Origin of the sequence: Microcystis sp. M_QC_C_20170808_M3Col (assembly GCF_007095505.1) — a bacterium.
Classification (GTDB): Bacteria; Cyanobacteriota; Cyanobacteriia; order Cyanobacteriales; family Microcystaceae; genus Microcystis.
Map to the genome: position 1 here is coordinate 1 of NZ_SFBY01000080.1, position 6,544 is coordinate 6,544.

Here is a 6,544-nt window from a genome sequence, read left to right on the forward strand (position 1 = left end):
AGTGATTGGGGGGAAAATTCAGGGACTTTTTCCCTGAAAATTAGGTAATTGACCACCTGAAAATGGGTAAAACCCCACACCCCACACCCCACACCCCAACCCCCAACCCCCAACCCCCACCGAAAAACTTTTTCAGCAAACCCTAACTAAAAACTTCAACGGGATTAATTTGACGGCACAAGCTTTTAGTTCTGGTTGCAGGGAAATCGGACAAGCGGCCGGATGGGTGAGACTATTAGCCTCAGCATTTTCTGCCCATAAAGCTCCCCAGTGCATCGGCACAAAGACACAATTAGGAGCAATTGCTTTGGTGATTAAAGCGGGAAAACGGGCAAAACCGCGACGAGAACGCACCTCCACCCATTCCCCCGCTTCTATGCCCAATTTTGCCGCATCTTTGGGGTGAATTTCCAGAAAAGGTGCGGGGTGCATTTTGACAATTTTCTCGATGCGGCCAGTGCGGGTTTGGGTGTGCCAGTGACCGTACAAACGCCCCACGGTCAACACTAGGGGATAATCATCGTCGGGGGGTTCCGCTAGACCTTTACTGTGGTAGGCGGCGAAAACAGCACGACCATCGGCAGTATTAAATTTACCATCGGTATAAAGGCGTTTTGCGGCTGTTTTTTCGCTTTTATCTTCATCTTTAACTAAATTCCCCAGTAATTCTCCGGAATTAGCGGTTTTAGGAGCGGAAATTTCATCGATGGAATCGGGCCACGGTCGGGGAGTCTCGGCCAGGCGATCATAATTAATCGCTGTCATATCACAAGGACGTTTATATGTCAACCGGATAAACTCGGAATGTACCTCGGCGGAATCCTTAAAATTAAATTGTGCTTGAAAACCCAAACGGCGGCCAACTTCGGCGAAAATTTGCCAATCGGCCTGAGCTTGACCGACGGGAGGGCGAAAAGCTTTATTTAACGTCACCATGCGCTCAGAATTGGTCATTGTTCCCGTTTTTTCGCCCCATTGGGCCGCTGGCAGTAATAAATGGGCGTAGGCGCTGGTTTCTGTGGGATAGTAGGCATCCTGATAGATAGTAAAAGGTGATTTCAACAGGGCGGCCTTGGTGCGTTCTAGATCAGGCATACTAACAGCCGGATTAGTGGCGGCAATCCAGAGAAGTTTGACATCTCCGGTCTCCAAACCAGTAATCATACTCCAAGCATCGCGACCGGGGACCGGAGAAATCCGACCGGCGGGTAAACCCCAAGCTTGTTCCACTTCGGCCCGGTGTTGGGGATTTTTGACGAAACGATAACCGGGCAGAAGATGGCAGAGTCCGCCGGCTTCCCGTCCTCCCATGGCGTTGGGTTGTCCCGTTAGGGAAAAAGGACCGGCCCCCGGTTTACCGATATTAGCCGTCATTAGGTGTAAATTGATTAAAGTGCGGGCTTTGGCCGTGCCTTCGCTAGATTGATTGATACCCATCGACCAGAGGGAAAGCACTCTTTCCGATTCGGCCCAGTAGCGGGCAGCCTGTTCTAAATGGTCGATGGGGATACCGCATTTACTCGCGACTATTTCGGGGGGATAATGGCGGATAATTTCGGCGTATTTGCCGAAATCCCGGGTACATTTATCGATAAAATAGGTATCGATCGCACCCCAATCCAGTAACAGGTGGGCAATACCGTTAAATAGGTCAATATCGGTCCCCGGGTTAATGGCTAGGTGGAGATTAGCGGCCTCGGCGGTTTTAGTGCTGCGGGGATCGACGACGATTAATTTCGCTTCTTTGTTGCGTTTGAGATACTTGTGCAGACGGTTAAAGATGATGGGGTGACATTCGGCCGTATTTGTCCCCACCAGAAAGGCACAATCGGTTAATTCTAGGTCATCGTAACAGCAGGGGGGACCGTCGGAACCGAAACTGTCCAGGTAAGCGGCCACGGCCGAAGACATACAGAGACGGGAATTAGCATCAAAGTTATTGACTCCCAGACAGCCCTTGACCAGTTTTTGGGCGATGTAGTAATCTTCGGTGTGAAATTGTCCCGAACCGTATAGACAGATACTTTCCTTTTCCCCCTGAGCGATTAGAGTTTGCATCTGGTTAACGATGCGATCGAGGGCATCTTCCCAAGTGCAAGGACGAAATTGATCTTGGAGAGAATCGCGGATCATCGGGGTTTTGAGGCGATTTTTATCGATCGATTCCGCTACGGTGGCCCCTTTAACACAGATCATACCTTGACTGGAGGGGTGGGACTTGTCCCCAAAGACTTTCCATGCTTGTCCGGCCGACGCGCCGGGGGTGACTGTCAAACCACAACCTACTCCACAGTAAGGACATTGGGTTTTTGTAGATTCAGTCATAAGCAGTTGGTCTGATTAGTGGCGCTGTCTTTGGGCATACTAAGATAGTCGGCAGATTTTCTCGGCGAAATTGTAGTTATTAATACAATTTATTACAAGCCTTAGCTAAACTGCCATTTTCGAGATGCAAATCCCGCATTACAACTGGCTAGATAAAAAGCATACACTTGTTCTCGTGTTGAAAAAGAATCGGGATAGGATAATAGTAGTCTCTAGGGTGGGGAAAAAGTTTTCAGCCAGTCATGACCTACGAACCTCTACATCATAAGTATCGTCCCCAAACCTTTGCCGATTTGGTGGGACAATCAGCGATCGCCACGACCCTGAGTAATGCCTTAATCAGTGAGCGAATCGCTCCTGCATACCTATTTACAGGACCCAGAGGCACGGGGAAAACCTCCTCGGCGCGAATTTTAGCCAAATCCCTCAACTGTCTGTCTAGTGACCATCCGACGCCGATTCCCTGCGGTAAGTGTTCCGTCTGTCAAGCGATCGCCAATGGTTCCGCTTTAGACGTGATCGAAATTGATGCCGCTAGTAATACTGGTGTGGATAACATTCGGGAAATTATCGAGCGATCGCAATTTGCCCCCGTCCAATGTCGTTATAAAGTCTATGTCATCGATGAATGCCTGACTGGGGATAGCCTTGTTTTCACCGAAACGGGATTAATCCCCATTAATCATCCTGAGATTCTCGGAAAACGAGTTCTCAGTTACAACGAGAGCAGCGGAGAGTGGGAATATAAAAAAGTCCTGCGATGGCTAAACCGAGGCGTAAAAGCAACTTTAACCATTCAAACCAGAAATCGGACGATTAATTGCACTGGTAATCATTTGATTAGAACAGAAAAAGCATGGATACAAGCAAAAAATCTCAAAATCGGCGATCAGATCCTATCCCCTGTGAATGTGGCTGCGGGCAACTCATCTCTAAGTATGGAAGGGATGGACATAACCGACGTTTCGTTTCAGGGCATCAAAACTACGGCAATAGTAACGGAACAAGAGTCTATGACTTGGCCTCTATTTTGCAACAGGCTGAATCCATCAAGCCCTTTTGTCAGTGTGGCTGTGGGGAAAAACTGGAAATTCCCTTGTTTCTCCAACAAAAAGGCAGAGGGATCAAAAGTATTGAATCCTATTGGCAAAGACATCCTTACAAACAAGGACACGGTTTATGGGAAAAGCGAACCAAAAAATTACTGTTCCATCGAGAATCTTTGTCCTCAAACAGCCTCGGACTTATATACGGGACTTTACTCGGAGATGGAACTATCGATTACCCCAACCAAAACAGTCGATGGCCGAGAATACGCTGGAATCATGGCAGTAAACAACAAGAATGGCTTGAATGCAAAGCCAGTCGTCTTCCAGAGTTACAAATTCAGTCACAAATCGTTGCCAACGGTGGATATGGAGAACTTTCAATCTATGCCCGCAGCGTTTGTCATCCCAGCCTTGGAGAAGTTTTCCAGATGGTCAGACCTCAAGGAGAACGAAAATTTGTTTCCCTCAATTGGCTGGAAAACATCACACCCGAAGGACTGGCTTGGTGGTATATGGATGACGGATCACTCAGTATCACCCCTCACGGAAGCCGTTTTATCCAATTACACACGGAAGGATATTCCCCCGCCGAAAATCAACTTATTGCCGATTGGCTCACTCAAAGAGGTTACGCTACAAAAAGCCTATCCTATACTCGACACAGTACGGGGAAGATCTATCATTACCTCAAAATGGGAGCATCGGCCACAGCCCGATGGATTGCCGATTTACAACCCTATGCAATCCCCTCAATGGCTTACAAATTTCGAGGAAGTGATAGGGATTCAAGAAGGTGACACAGAAAGCGTCTATGACCTAGAAGTGGAGGACAATCATAATTTTGTTGCCAATGGGTTATTAGTTCATAACTGCCATATGCTCAGTACGGCGGCCTTTAATGCGCTGCTGAAAACTCTGGAAGAACCACCGGATCGAGTGATTTTTGTGCTTGCTACCACCGATCCTCAGCGTGTCTTGCCTACCATCATCTCCCGTTGTCAACGCTTTGATTATCGCCGTATTCCTCTCGATGCGATGGTGACACACCTGCAAAAAATCGCCCAAATAGAAGCGATCGATATTAACCTAGAAGCATTAACCCTTGTGGCTCAGATCGCTAACGGTGGTTTACGGGATGCGGAAAGTCTCCTCGATCAATTAAGTTTACTCGCAGGAACGATTACGGCCGAGCGAGTCTGGGATTTAGTCGGTGCAGTCCCCGAAAGAGACCTCTTAACCCTACTTAAACTCATTCATGGCAATATTCCCGATCAAGTTATCGAACAATGTCGCCATCTGATGAATCGCGGTAAGGAACCTTTAATCGTCTTGCAAAATCTAGCGGGATTCTATTTAAACCTACTTTTAGCCAAAACTGCCCCTAATCGTCCAGAAATGGTCGCTGTCACCGCTCCCACTTGGCAGGAATTGTGTACGGAGGCGCGTAATTGGTCTTTAGAGGAAATTCTCCGCGGTCAACAACTTCTTAAAGACAGCGAAACGCAACTAAAAAACACGACTCAACCCCGTCTCTGGTTAGAAGTCACTCTATTAGGACTTTTACCGCAAGCACAGGTGATTCCTCTAGTTGCCACGGTAGCGCCTTCCCGTCCCCAAACCAGCACCGAGAGGCCGACTGAAGTAATCACAGCACCGGCACCGGTTAATGAACCGATAAAACCGGCGGTTATCACCCCGACAACTAGGGTCGAAGTGCCGAAAACTGAGGTTAAAACTGTTGCTGGTGATGACAATCATGAACAAATTTGGCAGCAGGTTTTAGAAGTAATGGAACCTCCCACTACTCGCACTCTCCTACGTCAGCACGGTAGTCTTTTTAGTAGGTCAGAATCGAGCGCTTATTTAAGCATATCTTCAGAACAATTATTAAAAATGGCCCGGCTACGATTGACTAATATTGAGTCAGCTTTCGAGGCAGTTTTTCAGCGCCGGATTAAAGTCCATTTACAGGTAGGTTCCGCTACTGATGCCATGGCTGCGGAAGTTTCTCAATCCCCGGCGGCCAGGATGCCACCACCACCGGAAACCGCACCAACTCCACCAATAACTCCCGAAAATAAAGTTATGACCGTGGTGGATATTCCCCCAGTCAAAGAAGCAATTATTGAGAAAAATGACAAAACTATTAGCACAGAACTGCCCCAAAAAATCTTAAATTTTGATTCATCTTTAGAGACATTAGATCAAGATGTCGATGTTAGTGAAATTTTGGCAGCCGCTCAAAAGTTAGCGAAATCTTTTGATGGTGAAGTGGTCAATATGGGTTATTCACTGCCAGAAAATTCGGCCGCAGAAACTAAAGTTAATAAGTCTCTGGAAAATATGACTATCGTGCGCGGGAGACCTGATGTTAACGAAATTTTAGAGAGTTTGGAGGAGGACGAAGATCTTCCTTTTTAAAGCTATCTCAACGGCTTGTGCTAAACTTATAGGATATGCCACGTCTCAGGATTGGCTATTCTTGCTCAAATTCTAGCTACTAGACCTATGACACCCGAAACTAAGGCCAGAATCGATCAATTAGTCCAGAATAACAAAGTTATTGTGTTCATGAAGGGCAATAAATTAATGCCTCAGTGTGGTTTCTCGAATAACGTCGTACAAATTCTCAATATTCTGAGGGTTGACTACGAAACTGTCGATATTCTGCAAGATCAGGAGTTAAGACAAGGAGTTAAGGAGTATTCCGATTGGCCGACTATTCCCCAAGTCTATATCAACGGTGAATTTATTGGCGGTTCCGACATTATGCTCGAACTCTATCAAAAGGGGGAACTACAACAAATAGTAGAGGTAGCCTTAGCTTCCTAAAAATTTTCTAGGTTAGGTTAGCTATCCTAACCTAGTCCTCGCAATTTTGGTCAAACTGGGCAGCTGCGACCTCTGGATTATAATATTCTGGCGTTGGTCGAACCAGAGATTTTGGTAGAGGTGATGATTGTGACAATTCGAGAAACTGCAATTTCTAAGCTACAGCAACTCCCCGAAGTCCTTGTTCAGGAAGTAAGCGACTTTATTGATCTTCTCGACCTTGACATCCTCGCCGCCGTAAAACGGACGGCGATTCCTCACCACGCCACTTTTTTAGGGTGGTCGCTGAATGGGGTTGACGCTTCACCGAAAAACGCTTAATTGCTTAAGTCTGACAC

Annotated in this window: 4 protein-coding genes; 3 read left to right on the plus strand and 1 reads right to left on the minus strand. The window is 46.9% G+C overall.

Annotation, left to right across the window (positions count from 1 at the left end; translation table 11 throughout):
- Nucleotides 1-132 precede the first annotated feature (132 nt).
- On the minus strand, nucleotides 133-2,325 hold the full coding sequence (locus EWV84_RS04085) for a molybdopterin oxidoreductase family protein (RefSeq protein WP_287076613.1): 2,193 nt from the start codon (nucleotides 2,323-2,325) through the stop codon (nucleotides 133-135).
- Between the two features lie 242 nt (nucleotides 2,326-2,567).
- Between EWV84_RS04085 and dnaX the strand changes: the two genes are divergently transcribed.
- From dnaX to EWV84_RS04100, 3 genes are all read left to right on the plus strand, one after another.
- On the plus strand, nucleotides 2,568-5,795 hold the full coding sequence (gene dnaX, locus EWV84_RS04090; protein WP_287076615.1) for a DNA polymerase III subunit gamma/tau: 3,228 nt from the start codon (nucleotides 2,568-2,570) through the stop codon (nucleotides 5,793-5,795).
- An 87-nt stretch (nucleotides 5,796-5,882) separates the two neighbouring features.
- On the plus strand, nucleotides 5,883-6,206 hold the full coding sequence (grxD, locus tag EWV84_RS04095; protein WP_287076616.1) for a Grx4 family monothiol glutaredoxin: 324 nt from the start codon (nucleotides 5,883-5,885) through the stop codon (nucleotides 6,204-6,206).
- Between the two features lie 129 nt (nucleotides 6,207-6,335).
- Nucleotides 6,336-6,527: a hypothetical protein gene (locus EWV84_RS04100; protein WP_287076617.1), complete on the plus strand. Its 192-nt coding sequence runs from the start codon at nucleotides 6,336-6,338 to the stop codon at nucleotides 6,525-6,527.
- Nucleotides 6,528-6,544 lie beyond the last annotated feature (17 nt).